This window comes from Pectobacterium sp. IFB5596 (assembly GCF_021432585.1).
In the GTDB taxonomy this organism is placed as follows: Bacteria; Pseudomonadota; Gammaproteobacteria; order Enterobacterales; family Enterobacteriaceae; genus Pectobacterium; species Pectobacterium punjabense.
Genome location: NZ_LXFY01000029.1, coordinates 115,418 through 135,491 on the forward strand (window position 1 = coordinate 115,418; position 20,074 = coordinate 135,491).

The following is a 20,074-nucleotide window of genomic DNA, read 5'->3' on the forward strand; positions in this document are numbered from 1 at the left end:
ATGCGAGTATTAAAACCCTTTCTGGCACTTTATCGTCAGCATATTTGGCGCTTAAGTTTGGGCGTGGTGCTGGCAATCGCCACTTTGCTGGCCAGCATCGGTTTGCTCGCCCTATCCGGCTGGTTTCTCGCGGGAGCCGCACTGGCAGGTATTGTCGGGTTACTCACGTTTAACTATATGCTCCCTGCCGCAGGCGTGCGGGGTGCCGCTATCGCGCGTACCGCCGGACGTTATGGCGAAAGAGTCGTCAGCCATGATGCAACCTTCCGTGTTCTGCTGCGTCTGCGCGTTTTCACCTTTTCTCGCATTCTGCCGCTCTCTCCCGGCGGGCTGGCACAGTTTCGTCAGGCTGAGCTGCTAAACCGACTCGTGGCGGACGTTGATACACTTGACCACCTCTACCTTCGTGTTATTTCGCCTATTGTCAGCGCCTTTGTCGTCATTCTCATCGTCTGTTACGGTCTGAGTTTCATTGATGCTGCATTAGCTCTGACGCTTGGGGCTATCATGCTGGTGCTCTTACTCTGTCTACCTATTCTGTTTTACCGCGCAGGTAACGGCATCGGGCAGGATTTGACCGCACTGCGTGCACAATACCGTCTTCAGTTAACCACCTGGCTGCAAGGTCAGGCGGAGTTAACCGTTTTTGGCGCACTCGATCGTGTCCGTCAACAGCTGGCACTGGTGGAAATTAACTGGCTGCGTCGCCAGCGTCAGCAGGCCAATCTTACTGGATTGTCTCAGGCGGTGATGATTTTATGCAGTGGGCTAACCGTTACGCTGATTCTGTGGCTCGCCGCCGATGGTGTTGGCGGCAACCCACAACCCGGTGCACTCATCGCCCTGTTCGTGTTCGCGTCACTTGCCGCCTTCGAAGCGCTGGCTCCCGTCACAGTAGCCTTCCAGCATATGGGACAAGTTATTGCTTCCGCCGCTAGGGTCGATCAAATTATTCACCAGCCCATCGACGTCACGTTCCCTGACCGTGGACCAGAGACATCGCGCACGGCCTCACTCGAACTCTCACATGTCGGCTTCACTTATCCCGGCCAGCCACAGCCCGTGCTGCGGAATATCACGCTCTCGATTCAAGCAGGCGAACACCTGGCATTGCTTGGGCGCACCGGATGCGGAAAATCGACGCTATTACAATTGCTGACTCGGGCATGGAATTGTGAATACGGGGACATTACGCTCAATGGGCACCCGCTTGCTAATTGGCAGGAAGGCGATCTTCGCGCCATGATGAGTGTCGTACCACAGCGCGTACATATTTTCAGCGCAACGCTGCGTGAGAACCTGTTACTGGCAGCACCGACTGCACGGGACGAAAAACTGGCAGAGGTGTTACAACAAGTTGGGTTAGAAAAATTGCTAGAAAACGAGGGGCTGAATGCCTGGCTGGGAGAAGGCGGTCGTCAGCTTTCCGGGGGTGAGCAGCGTCGCATTGCTTTAGCTCGTGCATTACTACACGACGCACCATTAGTTCTGCTGGATGAACCTACCGAGGGGCTAGACGCAGAAACAGAAAAACGTATTCTACAGTTGCTCCGTGAGCACTGTGCCAATAAGACGCTGATCGTTATTACCCACCGCTTATACGGTTTAGAATCAATGGATCGCATCTGTATTCTGGACGATGGTAACGTGATCGAACAGGGCAGCCATCAGGCTTTGATGGCACAACAAGGTCGTTATTGGCAATTCCGCCAACACGTTTAAGGCAAGCGTCGTTGCAACACAACGTTTGAAAAGCATGCGCCTATATCAGCTATCGTCTCACTCGCTTCAGTTTCCTGACCCGAACCATGCGCTAGATAACCCCAATGGCCTGCTGGCCATTGGCGGCGATCTCTCTGTTCCCCGGCTAAAAGCGGCCTACCGACAGGGAATTTTTCCCTGGTTCTCCCCCGGAGAACCGATCTTATGGTGGTCTCCGAACCCGCGTGCAGTCCTGTTTCCCGGCGAATTTCACCTCAGCCGTAGTATGAAAAAATTTCTGAAGCGCCACGCTTTTATCGCCACGCTAAATCAGGCATTTGATGATGTCATTCACGCTTGTGCACACGAACATCATGATGGCACCTGGATTACGCCGGATATCATTTCAGCTTATCGCCAGCTTCATCAGGTTGGGAAAGCACATTCCGTCGAAGTGTGGCACAATGGCGCACTGGTTGGTGGGTTATATGGTATTGAACAAGGTCGATTATTTTGCGGCGAGTCAATGTTTAGCCGCATGGATAACGCCTCAAAATACGCGCTGCTGGTGTTTCAGCAGCATTTTATTCGCCATGGCGGTCAGTTGATTGACTGTCAGGTGTTAAATTCCCACACCGCCTCACTGGGCGTGAGTGAAATTCCCCGAGATCGCTTTCTGCAACTGCTTTCCCAGTGGCAGGATATCGCTGTCGATGAGGGCTGCTGGTTACCACAACAGCTTGCAGAACCGGCAGAGTGACAAAGGAAACCGGGTAAATAACGCTCCAAACGTGAACGCTTCTTTACATAATGTCGGTTTTTCGGCATTATCTTGCGGTTAAAAAATAAAGGTAGTTAGACCTAGAGGATTCGATGGCCAAAGAAGACAATATTGAAATGCAAGGCACCGTGCTTGATACGCTGCCCAACACCATGTTCCGCGTTGAATTGGAAAACGGGCACGTGGTTACCGCTCATATCTCCGGTAAAATGCGTAAAAACTATATCCGCATCCTGACGGGTGACAAAGTCACTGTAGAGTTAACCCCGTACGACCTGAGTAAAGGCCGCATTGTCTTCCGCAGCCGTTAACCGGTTCGCTCATCGCTGATAACAGCGATAAATGAGGATGTGACTCCTTCTCCAGCCCTTTCCTTCATGGCAAGGGCTTTTGTTTTTTGGGATATTTTCCGTCCCTACCTTCACGCTAACGTCATCTTGCCCATCGCCTTTCAATCCTGATCAAACGATCGCGCCAAATAAAACCCTCTATTTTTCAAAAATAATTGGCATATAGTTAGTATGGATATAAATTAACGATACGATTGATGAAATGCTCATATAAGGACGTGACATGTTTAAACCAAATAGCTTAATCATTTATGTTGAAGATGTTTCATTAAGCACTGAATTTTACAAGAAAATATTAAAATCAGAACCGTTAGAAACCTACGAAGAATTCTCTGTTTTCCCCCTCTCCCCCGAGTTTATTTTAGGCATTCAGTCTAAATCAGGAATTGATCCAAAACCTCAAGCCCAATTTGGTGGGTTTGAAATTTGCCTGTCCGATGTCACCCCCGATGATGTAGACACGATATATCAGGAATGGAAAGAATTAGGCGTAAAGTTTGCACTCGAACCAATCAATCTTGAGTTCGGTTATACCTTTGTTGCCATAGATCCCGATGGGCACCGATTGAGAGTCTGCGCGACGGATACAAGCAATATTTCCTAACCAGAGGAGACCTGTAGCTGGGTTCATTGCTCCCGATGTTCTATAACAATAGATATCAATTGTCGTCGGCGCACCCAATAAAAAAGGGATGCATCAGCATCCCTCTTAGACAACACGCAGTATCGATTAATTAACGCTTTCCGCTTTACGCTTCTGCGCACTTTGGAAGCCATACGTCAGCTGTTGCGCCTCTTTATCCAGTTCCACCGTGACAGAGCCCCCATCCACCAGCGAACCAAATAGCAGCTCGTTGGCCAGCGGTTTCTTGAGGCTTTCCTGCATCACGCGCGCCATAGGTCGGGCACCCATCGCTTTATCGTAGCCTTTCTCCGCCAACCAGTTACGCGCTTCATCACTGACTTCCAGCGATACGCCTTTCGCATCCAGCTGCGCCTGAAGTTCAACGATAAATTTATCAACAACCTGCTGGATAACGTCGGTCGACAAATGGTTAAACCAGATAATACCATCCAGGCGGTTACGGAATTCCGGCGTAAACACTTTCTTGATCTCTTCCATCGCATCCGAACTGTTGTCCTGATGGATGATACCGATGGACTTACGCTGTGTTTCGCGCACGCCCGCGTTAGTGGTCATAACGACGATGACATTACGGAAATCCGCTTTACGGCCATTATTGTCCGTCAGCGTACCGTTATCCATCACCTGTAGCAGCAGGTTAAAGACGTCGGGATGCGCTTTTTCGATCTCATCCAACAACAGCACCGCATGAGGATGTTTGATCACCGCATCCGTCAGCAAACCGCCCTGATCGTAGCCGACATAGCCTGGAGGCGCACCAATCAAGCGGCTGACCGTATGACGCTCCATGTATTCGGACATATCAAAGCGCAATAGCTCGATATCCAGCGCTTTCGCCAATTGCAGCGTCACTTCCGTCTTACCGACGCCCGTAGGGCCAGCGAACAGGAAGGAACCTACCGGTTTACGCTCCTGGCCCAATCCTGCACGGCTCATTTTGATAGACTCAGACAGCGCTTCAATGGCTTTATCCTGTCCAAACACCAGCATTTTCAGGCGATCGCTGAGGTTCTTCAGCACATCACGATCACTGGCAGAAACCGTTTTTTCTGGAATTCTGGCGATACGCGCGACAACGGATTCGATATCACTCACGTTGACCGTTTTCTTACGTTTGCTGGCTGGCATCAGACGGCTGCGCGCGCCCGCTTCATCAATCACATCGATGGCTTTATCCGGCAGGTGGCGGTCATTGATATATTTCACCGCCAGTTCTACCGCCGCACGAACGGCTTTCGAGGTATAACGAACATCATGGTGAGCCTCATATTTCGGCTTCAGACCATTGATGATTTGGATCGTTTCTTCCACGCTAGGTTCAGTGATATCGATTTTCTGGAAACGACGCGCCAGCGCCCGATCCTTTTCAAAGATATTGCTGAACTCCTGATAGGTGGTAGATCCAATGACGCGAATTCTGCCGCTGGAAAGCAGCGGTTTAATCAGATTTGCGGCATCAACCTGACCACCGGATGCAGCACCCGCACCGATAATCGTGTGGATTTCATCAATGAACAGGATGCTATTTTTATCCTGCTCCAGCTGTTTCAACAGCGCCTTGAATCGTTTTTCAAAGTCACCGCGATATTTGGTGCCGGCCAGCAGCGCACCGATGTCCAGTGAATACAGGGTGCACTCCGCCATCACTTCAGGTACATCACCTTGCACAATACGCCAGGCCAGCCCTTCAGCAATGGCGGTTTTGCCAACACCGGACTCGCCAACCAGCAGCGGGTTATTCTTACGGCGGCGGCATAACACCTGAATCGTGCGCTCCAGTTCTTTATCCCGGCCAATGAGCGGATCGATACCGCCAACGCGAGCCAGTTGATTCAGATTGGTGGTGAAGTTTTCCATACGATCTTCCCCTCCTGCCTGTTCTTCATTGACGGGACTTTCAGGGTTTGGCGCCTGATCGGTTTCTTCTTTACGCGTGCCGTGAGAAATAAAGTTCACAATATCCAGGCGGCTAACGTCATGCTTGCGCAGCAGGTAGGCGGCCTGAGATTCCTGTTCGCTAAAAATGGCGACCAAAACGTTGGCACCTGACACTTCACTGCGGCCAGAAGACTGCACATGAAAGACGGCGCGTTGCAATACGCGCTGGAAGCTAAGCGTCGGCTGAGTTTCGCGCTCATCGTCACTCTGCGGTAATGTTGGTGTGGTCTGTTCAATGAAGGCTTCCAGCTCCTGGCGCAGTGCGGCTAAATCTACCGTACAGGCTTCCAACGCTTCACGCGCGGCAGGATTACTGAGCAGAGCCAGCAACAGGTGCTCCACGGTCATAAACTCGTGTCGGTGCTCACGCGCTCTGGCGAAAGCCATGTTGAGACTGAGTTCCAGTTCTTGATTGAGCATAGGCACCTCTCCCAATAAATCGCCTGACTTCAGGCTTTTTCCAGCGTACAGAGCAGCGGGTGCTCATTTTCTCTGGCATAACGATTGACTTGTACGACCTTGGTCTCAGCCACTTCAGCGCTGAATACGCCACAAATTGCTTTACCCTGATAATGCACAGTTAACATAAGCTGTGTGGCACGTTCAATATCATAAGAAAAGAACTTTTGCAGAACGTCAATAACAAATTCCATCGGGGTGTAATCATCGTTATTCAACACCACGTTATACATGGATGGCGGCTGCAATTTCTCTTTCTGTTTATCAGCGGTCAGGTTCTCAGATTGTGACCACGTGCTGTTGTTTCCCATTCTCTATCCACATCATGTAACGAATATCGTGACTCACGACATTGGTCTGTTTATTACCAATAAATCAGAGAAGCAGGAAAGGCGCACCTGCGACTTGAAAGATGACGGGTATCTCTTAATGTTGGCCATTTAAGTCTGGTTTTAGGGGGAAACACGGGGATGAGGCTCCCGTAGGGATGCCTCGCTCCGTGGTAGCCCCGGTATCTCGATCCTTAAACGATCGACATTACAGGTATCTCTACATTCACAGTAGCACGTCTACTTTTTATTTTACCACCTGAGGGAATAAATGGTTCCCAGAAAGTAAAATTCAAGGCCAACACTCAATATCTTGATTACACCCCGCGCTCGCGGGTAAGGCAATAGCGTTATCTGCATCAAACTTTGACAAACTCCCTCACCTACCCCACGGTAGATTGCTTGACGTCGAGATCGATTTCACTAAAGTGTACGGATGAATTGATGGGGTTTTAATCAATTCGTATCCGTAGTAACCAAATAACCACACCTTACTGAAAAAGAATACTCTTGCGAAGGATGTCAATGCATGGAGACAGGTACTGTTAAATGGTTCAATAATGCCAAAGGGTTTGGTTTTATCTGTCCAGAAGGGGGCGGTGACGATATCTTCGCACACTACTCAACTATTCAGATGGATGGCTACCGAACGCTAAAAGCCGGACAGGTTGTCAGGTTTGACGTACATCAGGGGCCGAAAGGCAATCATGCTTGCCTGATCGTCCCACAAATCGTCGAGGCCATATCCTGATTCCTTCCACACCCTACACTTCTACTCAGAATACACGACGCTAAACAGTAAAAAATATAATGCGACAAATGCCGTTCACTATACTGAACGGCATTTTTATCTTGGCATAATATTAATCGGCCCGCCCACGCGCCAGCCACAGCACACGAGAGAACATGCTACGAATGAGCGGAGGGATTGCATCGCTGCCCATTGCCGCCGCCTCCAGCGCGACTTCAATCGCCAAATCAGGCTTGGATGAACGATGGATCGCCTTGATGATGATTTTATGCATCGACAGCGGTACTTTCTCCGGCAATTGCGCAATACGGTGATAAACCTGACTGAATCCCTCGCGGTACATATAGTGCTCCATATCTGATGCAGGCAAGACGGTCAGATGATCGCGTTCGCTCTCATTCTGTGCAGATAGCAGGCTTCTCGCCGTCGCCGCATATTTTTTCCCTGCATCATCGCCATCGACCAGCACATGCCATTCGATTCCCATACGGTGTGCGAATCTCAACAATGGCCGGATGCCTGACTGGGCAAACTCAATCACTTTCACCCCTTCCGCCTCAAAATGATGACCACACTGGCGTGCCAGCTCATTCAACATCCAGACTTCTGTCTCCCCTTCCACCAGCAGCCAACAACGGGCAAAAAGCGAAGCCGGTCGATTCAGACGAATGTGAAAAGCGATACGTCGACTGTCCTCAGCACTCATTCCCTGACGACCAATCCGATAGGTTGCAACGCGTGAAGATTCCCGCACCAAACGACACACCTGCTCCATCGGCACCAGAGACAGCAACTCCCCAGAGTTGGTCGTCGTCACTTTCTGGAGTGGCAGTTGCATCAGGAGCCCCCAGGCGACTGACAGCATGATCGGGTGCAGGCGGGTTTCCGGGTCTTCAATTAGCAAAAGCGGACGAGCATGAGGATGCAACGCTACGGACCCTTTTGCCTGTAACAGCGTGGAGAATAGCTCCAACAGAATAATCCGGCGACTACGGCTATTGGGGTCGGCAATCAGGCGGTTGATATTGTCCAGCGATCGCCACGATTTACCATTGTGTGTTCGCGCATGACGATGATGACGGCGGTCGTTACCCGTGGCATTCTGCTCGGAAAAATAGTGTTCCAACAGTTGCCGCATCGCCACTAAGCCTTGACGCAACTCTTTATCCGTCAATTTCTGCGGATTTTGCGCCAGCTCTCGCATCAGTTGCTCAAACTGCTGAGCCAGTTTTTCATTACTGTTATCTAACGTCGCCGCCAACGTCCCAGAACGCAGACGCCGCATAAAGCGCGCATCGCGTAGCCGCAACACCGGATGCAGGCGGATGATTTCTCTGGCCAGTTCGTCAATATCATCCAGCGGTATCGGGTGCCCGTCGGCGTCCAGAAAGCTGCGCCACGTGAAAACTGACTGACTTTCGTCTACTTCCCCTTCAAGCCGATAAAAAACGCGGTGTAGCGACGCATCGCCCTCAACCCAAACAGGGCCCAGCGAGCGATAACGAGGAGAGAGATGATGACCAGGGGCTGTCTCACAAAAGGTGAAAATAACCTGAAGATGCTTTTCCCGACTGTTTTCATCCCCCGGCGTGAAGTGAAAGTCCTGCATATCAAAATGATAAAGCGGTAATGTGGGTGCCAGCAGCAGCGAAAGGGCATCCAGCAGGCTGGATTTCCCCCAGGCGTTCTCACCAATCAGCACATTATTTTCGTCCAGTACCAGCGACAGACGATTGATTCCCCGAAATCCCAGGATTTCAATACTTTCCAGATGCATCCATATCTCCTGTAGCGACTGCCTACGGTTTTCTGCTGTCAGGATAGCCATCATGCAGAATATCCTGCCAAACAACGCTTTACTCACCCCGATAATTTGTTTAATTTTAATAGATTATCGTGTTTCTTCCCGCCAAGTGTAGCCGATGAATCCCACGACGGTTGCCCACTCACGGTTTACGTTTCCTCCGAGCCAGCATTTGTCGGGGTAGAAATGAAGAAGAAAGCCCCATGGTCTGATAACAACAACCCCGGTAACGCTAACATACGGGTTAACACCATTTTTCTCGCGTAAGGACGCCGATTCTGTGATGTATTCAGGATTGTTAATTATTTTACTGCCGCTCATCATTGGCTATCTGGTGCCGCTACATGCCAAAAAAGCATTACAGTGGGTTAACCAACTACTGGGTTGGATGGTGTACGTTATTCTGTTTTTGATGGGAATGAGCCTGGCTTTTCTGGAAGATCTCAGCAGCAATTTGTTACTGATTTTTCGCTACACGGCCGTCTTCGCATTTTGCATTCTCGCCGCAAACGGCATTGCACTGTGGCTGTGGGGAAAACGTAGCGTATGGCACAGTAAATTTAAAAACGCCGCCCCATTTTCCCGCCTGCGTATGATTCTTGAATCGTTCACGCTCTGCGGCGTCGTCTGCGGTGGATTTTTACTGGGATTAACACAATGGTCAGGATTCGCCTACGCCAGCAAAGGCAGTGAGTACGCGCTGATTTTTCTGCTATTTCTGGTCGGTATTCAACTGCGTAACAGCGGAATGACGCTGCGCCAAATCGTGTTAAACCGTCGCGGGCTGGTCATTGCGCTCATCGTCGGTATCAGCGCACTCGGTGGCGGCCTGCTTGCCGCGTGGCTTCTGGGACTGCCGCTGAAAACGGGTCTGGCGATGGCATCCGGCTACGGGTGGTATTCGTTATCTGGCATTCTGCTGACCGACGCCCTCGGGCCCGTCATCGGCAGTACGGCATTTTTCAACGATCTGGCCCGCGAGCTGTTGGCAATTATGCTGATTCCGACCTTGGCGCAGCGCAATCGCTCATGTGCATTGGGTCTTTGCGGCGCAACATCGATGGATTTCACCCTGCCCGTTTTACAGCGCGGCGCGGGGGTCGATATCGTTCCAGCTGCTATCGTACACGGTTTTTTATTAAGCCTCGCCGCCCCCATATTGATGGCGTTCTTTACCTCATAAGAGCCTACGCTTTACCGTTTTCACTCTCGTTTATGGGCCGTGATTGAGAGTGATTTTCATTGCCCATCATCAAAATTGCGCTAAATCAAATTTACCTAAAGTTGCAGTAAAAAAGCCTTTTTACCTGCCTCGGCTGACACTATGCTTTAAACAAGCATTTTAAATGCAACTTAAAAAAAGGAAGTCATTATGTTTTGTGTGCAATGTGAACAAACGATTCGTACCCCTGTTGGAAACGGCTGCTCTTACGCGCAGGGCATGTGCGGTAAAACCGCAGAAACCTCCGATCTGCAAGACCTGCTGGTCGCTGTGTTGCAAGGGCTTTCTGCCTGGGCGCTGAAAGCACGCGAGCTGGGTATTATCGATCATGATGTCGACAGTTTTGCGCCACGCGCCTTCTTCTCTACGTTGACCAACGTTAACTTCGATTCCCAACGTATTATTGGCTACGCACAGGAAGCCATCACTCTGCGCGAATCGCTGGCGGTTCGCTGCCGTCTGCACGATGCCACGGCAACCGTCGATCACCCAATGGCGGCACTGCAACTCGCTGGCAACGATATTCCGACCTTACTGCAACAGGCGGAAGAATTTGCGCTGGATAGCGATAAAGCCATCATCGGTGATGACGTTCACGGCTTACGTATGCTTAACCTCTACGGCCTGAAAGGTGCAGCAGCCTACATGGAGCACGCCCACGTTCTCGGTCAGTATGACAACGCACTCTATGCCGAATATCATGCTTTCATGGCGTGGCTGGGCACGCAGCCAGCCGATGTCGATACCCTGCTGAACAACGCGATGGGCATCGGTAAAATGAACTTCAACGTCATGGCAATCCTCGATCGGGGCGAAACCGATGCTTACGGCCACCCACAGCCGACTTCTGTTAACGTGCGTCCGATTGCCGGTAAAGCCATTCTGATTTCTGGTCACGATCTGAAAGACCTGCGCATGCTGCTGGAGCAAACCGACGGCACCGGCGTGAATATTTATACACACGGCGAGATGCTGCCGGCACACGGTTACCCAGAGCTGAAAAAATTCAAGCATCTGGCAGGTAACTACGGCAGCGGCTGGCAGAACCAACAGACTGAGTTTGCCAAATTCCCTGGCGCGATCGTCATGACGTCTAACTGCATTATCGATCCTAACGTAGGTAACTACGGCGATCGTATCTGGACGCGCAGCATCGTCGGCTGGCCGGGCGTGAACCATCTGGAAGGTGACGATTTCAGCCCGGTTATCAAACAGGCTCAGGGTCTGGCTGGCTTCCCGTACAGCGAAATCGAGCACATGATCACCGTCGGATTTGGGCGTGAAACGCTGCTGAGCGCAGCCGATACGGTGATCGACCTGGTTGCACAGAAAAAACTGCGCCACGTCTTCCTCGTTGGCGGATGTGATGGCAGCCGTGAAGAACGTAGCTACTTCACCGACTTCACGCTGAACGTTCCACAAGATTGCCTGATCATGACGCTGGCATGCGGTAAATACCGTTTCAACAAACTGGACTTCGGTACGCTGGAAGGCTTGCCACGTCTGCTGGATGTCGGCCAATGTAACGATGCCTACGCGGCCATTATTCTGGCCGTCAAACTGGCGGAAAAATTAGGCTGTGGCGTCAACGACCTGCCACTGAGTCTGGTGCTGTCATGGTTTGAACAGAAAGCGATTGTCATCCTGCTTACCCTGCTGTCTCTCGGCGTGAAGAACATCTACACCGGGCCAACTGCACCGGGCTTCCTGACGGACAATCTGCTTGCCATTCTGAACGACAAATTCGGTATGCGGGCGATTACCACCGTTGAACAAGACATGAACACCATTCTGGCCGCTTGATAAATCAATGCGGACGGAGGAGCGCGTTCCTCGTCACGCAGCGTGAGGTATCAGCATTGATGCCTCACGCTAAGCCCCTTTTTTATGGGCCGCTATCTTTACACGCTTCACCGTATCCGTTTGTTATGGAGATTGACTATGACGATGCCAGTACCACACGCTGGGCCGACACCGCTTTGTTCTAACCGCATGCAGGTGCACTCGATTACCCAGGAAACGCCGGATGTCTGGACGATATCACTGGTTAATCATGATTTTTATCCGTATCAGCCGGGTCAATATGCACTTGTCAGCATTGCTAACAGCGAGGAGACGCTACGGGCTTATACGATCTCATCTTCTCCGGGCCTCAGCCGTTTCATTACCTTGACGGTGAGAAGGCTGGATGACGGCGTCGGTTCCCGCTGGCTGACTCAAACGCTAAAAGTCGGTGATTATCTGTGGCTGTCCGATGCTCAGGGCGAATTTACCTGTACCAACGCAGTCAGCGATCGCTACCTGATGGCCGCAGCAGGCTGTGGCGTCACGCCGATTATGTCGATGTGCCGCTGGCTGCTGGCAAACAAACCGCAAACCGATATCCACGTTATCTTCAACGTACGCAACCCGCAGCAGGTGATTTTCGCCAACGAATGGCAAGATCTGGTGCAGCGTTATTCGCAGCAACTGCATCTTACGCTGATGGCAGAATTTGACGCTGCGCCCGGTTTCCTTGCCGGACGTATCAGCGGTGACCTACTGGTCGAACGTGTGCCGGATATCACCAACCGCACCGTGATGACCTGCGGCCCAGCGCCATACATGAACCAGATTGAAACCCTGAGTCAGCAGCTTGGCGTGGCTTCCAACCGTATCTTTAAAGAGCAGTTCCGCCCGACGGATGACGTCGTGGATGAAGATGCCGACCAACTCACGCTAACCATCAGCCGTCCGCTGAAGAACCTACGTGTACCGGTGGGTATCAGCCTGCTGGCCGCACTCGAAGCGAATAAGGTGCAGGTTCTTGCCGCCTGTCGCGCCGGTGTTTGTGGGAGCTGTAAAACCCGTGTGCTGTCTGGCAATTACACCACCAGCAGTACCATGACGCTGACGCCTGCCGAGATTGAGCAAGGTTATGTTCTGGCCTGTAGCTGCCAGTTGCAAGGCGATACCGTTCTGGCTTGATCCCCTCCCGTTTTACCCCCTTCTGCCTGATAGCGACGGCTATCGGGCAGGTAGGTCGTGTTAAATATCCCCCTGTTGCCGCACACTTTTCCTCACTTTCTTCTTTTTCCCCGTTATAGTAAGCCATGGTTATATTTTGCTGTGGAGCCGCTGGCGCATGACATCTCCTTCAGCCCCGATCCTGATTCTGGGCGCAACTGGCTACATTGGCCGCCATTTAACCGAGCGATTGAGCAAGCAGGGCAACCGAGTGATCGCTGCTGGTCGGAATACCGAATCCCTTGCATCACGTAACTGGCCAGGCGTTGACTGCCAGCAGGTTGACCTCACCAAGCCAGAAAGCCTGCCTGATGGCCTGTGGGGCGCAGAGACGCTCTATTATCTGGTGCACAGCATGGGCGACGGCGCAGATTTCGTCGCCAGAGAGCGCATGGCTGCCATGAATCTTCTGCTGGCGCTGGCCTCCAGCCGCGTAAAACAGATTATCTATCTGGGCTCGCTTCAGGCGAAAGATGACACCTCACCGCACATGTTGGCGCGCCAGATCACGGGTGATGTATTACGCAGTAGCGGCATTCCCGTCACGGAGCTACGCGCGGGCATTATTATCGGCGCCGGGTCGGCAGCGTTCGAAATCATGCGCGATATGGTCTATAACCTGCCCATACTGACGCCGCCGCGCTGGGTGCGCTCTAAATCGTCGCCGATTGCGCTGGAAAACCTGCTGGTTTATCTCATCGACATCGTGCATCACCCGGCGACAGAAAATCGCATCATGGATGCCGCAGGCCCCGAATACATCAGCTATCAAACCATGTTCGAACGCTTCATTCAGATCAGCGGCAAACGCAGATTGCTGATCCCCGTTCCTATGCCAACGCATCTGGTGTCTGTCTGGTTCCTGCATCTGGTGACCTCGGTTCCCCCGTCCATCGCCCGCGCCTTGATTCAAGGGTTAAAGCACGATTTACAGGCCGATGGGCACGCACTACAGACGTTGATTCCACAACAATTGATGAGCTTTGATGACGCCGTACGCCTCACGCTGCAAAGCGAAATGGAGAGCGTACAGCAGGCCGACTGGGGAGATGACACCGAAGTCCGCGCGCGCTGGAAGCCAAATTACGGCTTTTACCCTAAACAGGCGGGCCATACGATGGAGACGTCAGCCTCCAGTCAGTCGCTCTGGCAAGTCATCCAGCAGGTCGGCGGGAAGGAAGGCTATTTTTACGCGAATACACTGTGGAACATCCGCGCCCGGCTGGACGATCTTTGCGGCAACGGCGTGACTTATGGACGCCCCGATCGCCCGACGCTGGAAGTGGGCGACAAGATTGACGGCTGGAAGGTTATTTCGATCAAACCGCAGCGTCAGTTGGTGCTACTATTCGGCATGAAAGCACCGGGGCTGGGGAAACTCAACTTTACTATCACGGACAAAGGCACTCATCGAACCGTGGATGTCCGCGCCCGCTGGCATCCTTCTGGATTTAACGGACTGGTCTACTGGTTTTTGATGATGCCCGCTCACCTGTTTATCTTCCGTGGCATGGCGGCGCGTATTGCGACATTAGCAGAGAAGGAAACGGTTTAGCGGCTGCCGTATTTTTCCAGCAGCGCGTCGACAATCGCTTCACTCTGCGCGTCTGGCTGACCTTGATAGTTATCAGGTCGAAAATGCATCTGAAAAGCGGCAATCACCTGCCGCTTTTCACGCGCCGTCATCGTTTCCGGCACCGAATAACCATAACGCGCCAGCTTTTCCAATAGCGCGGCTTCATCTACTGGCTGCATCGGCTGCCGTCCATTCAAATAAAACGCCACGCGCTGTGCGTCCGGCCAGGCACCAACGCCCGCCTGAGCTAACGCCTGCCAGGGAAAAAGTGGCCCGGGATCTTGTTTCCGCTGTGGAGCAATATCGCTGTGCGCCACCACGTTCTGCGGCGCAATTTGGTAACGTTCGACAATATCGCGGGCGAGCGCGGTCACGAGCTGAATCTGCGAGCCGGTGAACGGCGCCCACGTATAGCCCGTCAAGGTGCGCTGATAACCCGCGTTTTCGATCTCAATACCGATCGAGGAATGATTCAATCGGCTAAACCCGCGCCAGCTACTGGCTCCCGCATGCCAGGCAGCCTGAGATTCGGGTACCAATTGCCACGCGAGCGGCTTGCCGTGCTGTAATGGAGGGTGTGCAGGAATAAGATAATGAGCGCTGACGTGCTCGTCCGTTAGAATATTCAGCGAGGTGGCAAAGTCTTCTGCCGTGTAGTGAATCACCAAAAAACGGATACGAGATTCCTGAGCACGCGACTGCAATGCGGTCTCCAGCACATAATTATTCTGTTCCTGCAACGAGGAAGAGACAGATTGGCACCCCGCCAACAGCCCCAACGCAATGCAACTCGCCCATTTCAACATTGTTATTCCGCTATTGTGCTGATTTTCCGCCACCTATCGTTATCCTTTCACCGGCTAGCGGCGAACCTTTACCGCCGTACCGCTGACGGTCACCATCAGCATGCTGCCATCCTTCCCAACGGTTTCATAGTCGAGATCAATACCCACAATGGCGTTCGCGCCTAAATCTTCAGCTTGTTCCTGCAACTCTTTGAACGCAATCTGCCGTGCCTTACGCAGCTCTTTCTCATAGGCACCGGAACGGCCACCGACGACATCACGAATACTGGCGAAAAAGTCACGGAAGATGTTCGCCCCCAGAATGGCTTCGCCCGTCACGACGCCGCAGTATTCAGTAATGGTGAAACCTTCCAGATTCGGGGTGGTGGATAATTGCATGTTGTCTCCTTATTACTGCATATCAGTACGGCTCAGCGAATACCTGCAATGGGAAACCGTGTCCCTAAGCCGTAAGCCATTATTTTGTGCTATTATTTAACCAACAAATCGCTTATTGGCAAATTTTAACCCACGGTGATTGCATAACTATTCTGCCAACGTTAACATTCGCCGCATCAATGTCTATTCAATTCTTACGCATGAGTATTCAACTAAACGGCATTAACTGTTTCTACGGCACATACCAGGCGCTATTTGATATCACCTTAGAGTGTCCTGCGGGTGAAACGCTGGTTCTTCTCGGTCCTAGCGGAGCGGGCAAAAGCTCGTTGATACGCGTTCTTAATCTGTTGGAAATGCCACGCTCTGGCACGCTTTCCATCGCCGGTAATCAGTTTGATTTTCAGCGTACGCCGTCCGACAGCGCAATCCGTGAATTGCGTCAGAACGTCGGGATGGTGTTCCAGCAATACAATTTATGGCCGCATCTGACCGTGGCGCAGAATCTGATTGAAGCGCCCTGCCGCGTGCTGGGGCTGAGTAAAGAAGAAGCCAGAGCGCGTGCGGACAAGCTGCTGACACGTCTGCGCCTCAATGATTTTGCCGATCGCTTTCCTCTTCATCTTTCTGGCGGGCAGCAGCAGCGTGTCGCGATTGCACGTGCACTGATGATGGAACCTCAGGTTCTGTTATTTGATGAACCCACTGCCGCGCTGGACCCAGAGATTACCGCTCAGGTCGTCAACATCATCCGTGAATTGGCGCAGACTGGAATTACGCAGGTGATCGTGACCCACGAAGTCGAATTTGCCCGTAAAACGGCCAGCCGAGTCGTTTATATGGAAAATGGCCGCATCGTCGAACAAGGGGATGCGACGCACTTTACGCAGCCGCAGACGCCTGAATTCGCTGGTTATTTGTCACATTGATTACTATCAGGAAAATGATAATGAAAAAATTGATTATTGCAGCCTTATTCGCCGCTGGCGCTGTATCCGCCAACGCCGCAGACACCATTCGTTTTGCGACCGAAGCGTCCTATCCTCCGTTCGAATTTGTCGATGCCAATAACCAGATTCAGGGTTTTGATATCGATCTGGCTAATGCACTGTGCAAAGAAATGCAGGCAAACTGCACGTTCAGCAATCAGGCGTTCGACAGTTTGATTCCTGGTCTGAAATTCCGTCGTTTCGAAGCCATCATCGCAGGAATGGATATCACTCCTGAGCGTCAGCAGCAGGTGTCATTCACTCAGCCTTACTATGACAACTCCGCTCAGTTTATTGCTCAGAAAGGGAAAGTTGCTGATATCGCCGCGCTGACGGGCAAACGCGTTGGTGTACAGAATGGCACCACCCATCAGAAATACCTGATGGAAAAGCACAGCGATATCAAAACCGTGCCTTACGATAGCTACCAGAATGCCGTGCTGGATCTGAAAAATGGTCGTCTGGATGCCGTGTTCGGTGACACCGCTGTGGTTAACGAATGGCTGAAGCAGAACGATGCGCTGGCAACCGTGGGTCAGAAAGTGACGGATAAAGGTTACTTCGGTATCGGTCTGGGCATCGCGGTACGTCAGAATAACGATGAGCTGCTGAAGAAATTCAACGACGCCCTCAACAAAATCAAACAGGATGGTACTTACGAAACCATCTATAAAAAATGGTTCCAGCAGTAATCTGACGCTCAATGATTGAATTTCAACCTCTTGCAAGCGCCGCCGGGATGACCGTCGGCCTTGCCGTTTGTGCACTGGTGCTCGGCCTTGTGCTAGCGATGCTGTTTGCCGTTTGGGAAACCGTCCGTTGGAAAGCCGTTAGCTGGACGGGTACAGCGGTAGTCACATTATTGCGCGGGCTACCAGAAATTCTGGTGGTGCTGTTTATCTATTTCGGGTCTTCCCAACTGCTGATGATGTTAGCAGATGGCTTTACCCTGAACCTTTTCATTGTGCAGATTCCGGTAAAACTGGATATCGGCATGTTCGAAGTCAGCCCGTTCCTGTGTGGCGTGATTGCGCTGGCGCTGCTGTATGCCGCTTATGCATCCCAAACGCTGCGTGGCGCGCTAAAAGCGGTACCACAGGGACAATGGGAATCAGGTCAGGCGCTGGGGCTCAGTAAATCCGCGATATTTTTCCGTCTGATCATGCCGCAGATGTGGCGTCATGCCCTCCCGGGATTAGGTAATCAGTGGTTGGTATTGCTGAAAGATACTGCGCTGGTTTCGCTGATTAGCGTTAACGATCTGATGCTGCAAACCAAAAGCATTGCTACACGGACACAGGAACCCTTCACCTGGTACGTCGTCGCAGCGGCTATCTATCTGGTGATTACGCTGTTAAGTCAGTATGTGCTGAAACGCATTGACCTACATACCACGCGTTTTGAGCGGAGACCATCCTGATGCTCGCTTATTTACCTGAGCTATTAAAAGGTCTGCATACCAGCCTGACATTAACTGCCGTCTCGATTGTCGTGGCGCTGGTGCTGTCACTGCTGCTGACTGTCGTGCTGACGCTCAAAACGCCTGTCGTATCGCTGTTGGCGAAAGGCTACATTACGCTATTTACCGGCACGCCGCTGCTGGTGCAGATCTTCCTGATTTACTACGGCCCCGGGCAATTTACCTCTATCCAGCAAATCCCCTGGCTGTGGAGCTTGCTGTCACAACCGTGGCTGTGTGCGATGGTGGCGCTGGCACTCAATAGCGCGGCGTATACCACACAGTTGTTCTACGGAGCAGTAAAAGCTATTCCTGCCGGACAGTGGCAATCTTGCGCCGCTCTGGGAATGAATCAGAAGCAGACATTACGCATTTTGCTGCCGTTCGCATTTAAACGCGCGCTGTCTTCTTATTCAAACGAAGTGGTGCTGGTATTTAAGAGTACGTCGCTGGCTTATACCATCACGCTGATGGAAGTCATGGGTTACAGTCAACTGATGTACGGCCGGACATATGATGTGATGGTGTTTGGCGCAGCCGGAATTATCTATCTGTGTGTCAACGGTTTACTGACATTATTGATGCGCTGGGTTGAACGCCGTTCGCTGGTATTCGAACGCCGTAACTGATACTTACCGCACTTCTCCCCTTAGAAAGCAGGCTTTGATAGCCTGCTTTTTTTATGGCGTGCCATCCCTGTCCGCCCCCTCACGGGCCGTTGCTGACGCAACGTTAAAAATTTCTCCCGGAAATTTTTATTGCCTGCTGCTGTAGAAACATGCAAAAAATCGACTTATTAATCATTTTAATTGCATACAAATTCAATTAATGGCATGGTAATCGCCATGACGTCGGAATGTTTCCGCGTAACTATTTTATAAGAAAAACAGACAGGAGTAGGTAATGAAAAAATTAGTGCTCGCCACCTTACTGGCAGGAATCGCCTTCAGCGCCACCGCCGCAGACACCATCCGTTTTGCCTCATCAGCCACCTACCCGCCTTTTGAATCACTGGATGCCAGCAACGAAATCGTCGGTTTTGATATGGATCTGGCGAAAGCGCTGTGCAAACAAATGCAAGCGACCTGTACGTTCACCAATCAGGCGTTTGACAGCCTGATCCCTGCGCTGAAATTCCGCCGCTATGACGCGGTGATTTCCGGTATGGACATCACGCCAGAGCGCAGTAAACAGGTGGCGTTCACCCAGCCCTACTACGCCAACTCCGCTGTCGTTATCGCGCAAAAAGGGAAATTCAGCGACTTTGCCGCGATGAAAGGCAAACGTATTGGTATGGAAAACGGCACGACGCACCAGAAATACATGCACGATAAGCACCCGGAAGTCCAAACCGTCTCTTATGACAGCTACCAGAACGCAGTACTGGATCTGAAAAATGGCCGTATCGACGGTGTATTCGGTGATACCGCTGTCGTCAACGAGTGGATTAAGACCAACCCTGAGTTAGCAACAGTTGGCGAGCATGTAACTGACGCTGAATACTTCGGCACCGGATTAGGCATCGCCGTCCGTCCCGATGACAAGGCGCTGTTGGAAAAACTGAATAAAGCGTTGGATGCCATCAAAGCCGACGGCACCTACAAAACTATTAACGACAAATGGTTCCCGCAATAAGGTTCCGCGTAGCGCGGTGTGAATGCACCGCGTTAAGATGTCGATAAAGCGCGTAGAGCGGTGATAATGGATAGATCGTAAAGACGCTGTAAATACGTCCCTGTACGCTCGGCTTGCGCCATCCATAGCGCAAACGCTTTACTCTTCTATTCCATTATCACCGTTCCCGTTCCGCAAATGGTTTTATCAATACGGTTCTACTTTTTACGCCAGATAAGGCAAACACCGCAAAGCATTCCGATGT

Annotated in this window: 19 protein-coding genes; 14 read left to right on the forward strand and 5 right to left on the reverse strand. The window is 51.7% G+C overall.

Going from position 1 to position 20,074, the window contains the following annotated elements:
* From cydC to A6301_RS16700, 4 genes are all read left to right on the forward strand, one after another.
* The gene (gene cydC / locus A6301_RS16685; RefSeq protein WP_370642255.1) at positions 1-1,722 is read left to right on the forward strand and encodes a cysteine/glutathione ABC transporter ATP-binding protein/permease CydC; all 1,722 of its coding nucleotides are present in this window, start codon (positions 1-3) and stop codon (positions 1,720-1,722) included.
* A 34-nt stretch (positions 1,723-1,756) separates the two neighbouring features.
* Positions 1,757-2,461, forward strand: a complete 705-nt coding sequence (gene aat / locus A6301_RS16690) for a leucyl/phenylalanyl-tRNA--protein transferase (RefSeq protein WP_215482486.1) — start codon at positions 1,757-1,759, stop codon at positions 2,459-2,461.
* Between the two features lie 113 nt (positions 2,462-2,574).
* Positions 2,575-2,793 carry a translation initiation factor IF-1 gene (infA, locus tag A6301_RS16695; protein WP_002211347.1) on the forward strand — a complete coding sequence of 73 codons (219 nt, stop codon included), beginning with the start codon at positions 2,575-2,577 and terminating at the stop codon, positions 2,791-2,793.
* 262 nt (positions 2,794-3,055) lie between these two features.
* The gene (locus A6301_RS16700) at positions 3,056-3,436 is read left to right on the forward strand and encodes a VOC family protein (RefSeq protein ID WP_205542174.1); all 381 of its coding nucleotides are present in this window, start codon (positions 3,056-3,058) and stop codon (positions 3,434-3,436) included.
* 126 nt (positions 3,437-3,562) lie between these two features.
* Here A6301_RS16700 and clpA read toward each other — a convergent pair whose 3' ends face one another.
* Positions 3,563-5,836 carry an ATP-dependent Clp protease ATP-binding subunit ClpA gene (clpA, locus tag A6301_RS16705; protein ID WP_107169762.1) on the reverse strand — a complete coding sequence of 758 codons (2,274 nt, stop codon included), beginning with the start codon at positions 5,834-5,836 and terminating at the stop codon, positions 3,563-3,565.
* A 29-nt stretch (positions 5,837-5,865) separates the two neighbouring features.
* Complete coding sequence (gene clpS / locus A6301_RS16710) at positions 5,866-6,186, reverse strand: ATP-dependent Clp protease adapter ClpS (RefSeq protein ID WP_005967385.1); 321 nt, start codon at positions 6,184-6,186, stop codon at positions 5,866-5,868.
* A gap of 547 nt (positions 6,187-6,733) precedes the next feature.
* Between clpS and cspD the strand changes: the two genes are divergently transcribed.
* Positions 6,734-6,955: a cold shock-like protein CspD gene (gene cspD, locus A6301_RS16715; protein WP_005967383.1), complete on the forward strand. Its 222-nt coding sequence runs from the start codon at positions 6,734-6,736 to the stop codon at positions 6,953-6,955.
* 112 nt (positions 6,956-7,067) lie between these two features.
* Here cspD and A6301_RS16720 read toward each other — a convergent pair whose 3' ends face one another.
* Positions 7,068-8,732 carry an ATP-dependent endonuclease gene (locus tag A6301_RS16720; protein WP_215482512.1) on the reverse strand — a complete coding sequence of 555 codons (1,665 nt, stop codon included), beginning with the start codon at positions 8,730-8,732 and terminating at the stop codon, positions 7,068-7,070.
* 310 nt (positions 8,733-9,042) lie between these two features.
* Here A6301_RS16720 and A6301_RS16725 point away from each other — a divergent pair, with 310 nt between their 5' ends.
* The 4 genes from A6301_RS16725 (at position 9,043) to A6301_RS16740 (ending at position 14,542) form a co-directional block, all read left to right on the forward strand.
* A complete protein-coding gene (locus tag A6301_RS16725; RefSeq protein WP_234258391.1) occupies positions 9,043-9,942 on the forward strand; it encodes a lysine exporter LysO family protein in 900 nt (299 codons plus the stop codon).
* Positions 9,943-10,131: 189 nt separating this feature from the next.
* On the forward strand, positions 10,132-11,784 hold the full coding sequence (gene hcp, locus A6301_RS16730; RefSeq protein ID WP_234258295.1) for a hydroxylamine reductase: 1,653 nt from the start codon (positions 10,132-10,134) through the stop codon (positions 11,782-11,784).
* Between the two features lie 138 nt (positions 11,785-11,922).
* Positions 11,923-12,948, forward strand: coding sequence for an NADH oxidoreductase (gene hcr / locus A6301_RS16735; protein ID WP_234258296.1), 1,026 nt, complete (start codon positions 11,923-11,925; stop codon positions 12,946-12,948).
* Between the two features lie 157 nt (positions 12,949-13,105).
* Positions 13,106-14,542 carry a DUF2867 domain-containing protein gene (locus A6301_RS16740; RefSeq protein ID WP_234258297.1) on the forward strand — a complete coding sequence of 479 codons (1,437 nt, stop codon included), beginning with the start codon at positions 13,106-13,108 and terminating at the stop codon, positions 14,540-14,542.
* Here A6301_RS16740 and A6301_RS16745 read toward each other — a convergent pair.
* Complete coding sequence (locus tag A6301_RS16745; protein ID WP_234258298.1) at positions 14,539-15,369, reverse strand: N-acetylmuramoyl-L-alanine amidase; 831 nt, start codon at positions 15,367-15,369, stop codon at positions 14,539-14,541. The two genes, A6301_RS16740 and A6301_RS16745, sit on opposite strands and share 4 nt — an antisense overlap.
* Before the next feature lie 54 nt (positions 15,370-15,423).
* Positions 15,424-15,747, reverse strand: a complete 324-nt coding sequence (locus A6301_RS16750) for a heavy metal-binding domain-containing protein (protein WP_005967367.1) — start codon at positions 15,745-15,747, stop codon at positions 15,424-15,426.
* Between the two features lie 200 nt (positions 15,748-15,947).
* Between A6301_RS16750 and artP the strand changes: the two genes are divergently transcribed.
* The 5 genes from artP (at position 15,948) to artJ (A6301_RS16775) (ending at position 19,830) form a co-directional block, all read left to right on the forward strand.
* Positions 15,948-16,676, forward strand: coding sequence for an arginine ABC transporter ATP-binding protein ArtP (gene artP / locus A6301_RS16755; protein WP_280527918.1), 729 nt, complete (start codon positions 15,948-15,950; stop codon positions 16,674-16,676).
* Between the two features lie 20 nt (positions 16,677-16,696).
* Positions 16,697-17,428 carry an arginine ABC transporter substrate-binding protein gene (gene artJ / locus A6301_RS16760; RefSeq protein ID WP_205542162.1) on the forward strand — a complete coding sequence of 244 codons (732 nt, stop codon included), beginning with the start codon at positions 16,697-16,699 and terminating at the stop codon, positions 17,426-17,428.
* Positions 17,429-17,439: 11 nt separating this feature from the next.
* A complete protein-coding gene (gene artQ, locus A6301_RS16765; protein ID WP_205542161.1) occupies positions 17,440-18,156 on the forward strand; it encodes an arginine ABC transporter permease ArtQ in 717 nt (238 codons plus the stop codon).
* Positions 18,156-18,824 (forward strand): arginine ABC transporter permease ArtM, encoded by a 669-nt coding sequence (gene artM / locus A6301_RS16770; protein ID WP_048260655.1) that lies wholly within the window; start codon positions 18,156-18,158, stop codon positions 18,822-18,824. Before artQ ends, artM begins: the two co-directional genes overlap by 1 nt.
* Before the next feature lie 274 nt (positions 18,825-19,098).
* Positions 19,099-19,830: an arginine ABC transporter substrate-binding protein gene (gene artJ, locus A6301_RS16775; protein WP_010306608.1), complete on the forward strand. Its 732-nt coding sequence runs from the start codon at positions 19,099-19,101 to the stop codon at positions 19,828-19,830.
* Positions 19,831-20,074 lie beyond the last annotated feature (244 nt).